Source organism: Clostridia bacterium (assembly GCA_036654455.1).
Taxonomy (GTDB): domain Bacteria; phylum Bacillota; class Clostridia; order Christensenellales; family CAG-314; genus JAVVRZ01.
In genome coordinates, this window is record JAVVRZ010000029.1 from 1 (window position 1) to 541 (window position 541).

At 34.2% G+C, this 541-nt stretch carries 1 protein-coding gene; it reads left to right on the top strand.

The annotated features are described in order from the left end of the window. Positions 1–308: toll/interleukin-1 receptor domain-containing protein (locus RR062_06260; GenBank protein ID MEG2027292.1), on the top strand; the 308-nt coding region annotated here is incomplete at its 5' end. Positions 309–541 lie beyond the last annotated feature (233 nt).

Below are 541 nucleotides of genomic sequence, written 5' to 3' on the forward strand. Positions count from 1 at the left end.
ATATTAATGTCGGGAATAGCATCCCTAGGAAAATAAATCAAGGGTTAGATGACTCTATCGCTTTGATTATGCTTGTTTCAGAGGAATATTTAGACTCGGTTTATTGTACGGATGAATGGGAAGCGTATTATTTGAAATTCAATAAAATTCGTCCAAATGCAATTATACCTATTATGATAGGGAGTGCACAACCGCCAACGTTGATTGCAGCTAGAAAATATTTTAGAATAAATGAAAACTATCAAGAGTACGATGAAATGCTTAAAAAGATAAAGAAGGCCATTATTGTTTTGGGGAAGAAGAAGTAGTTTGTCTTTTAGTAGTGGCAAGGTTTGACACACTACTCTAAGGCGTATATACGCCTTAGAGTAGTTCACAGCCATCTAGGTATACACTTATGTCTTAATCGACACGAGTGTATATTTTTTTGTCCAAAACGAGTTTAGTAAGGATATCAATGAGTTTGTCAAGAATATTCTCTAATTTTACCACAGCCACGCAACCATAGTTTTATCCAATATTAAGCCAATATACAAAGTTT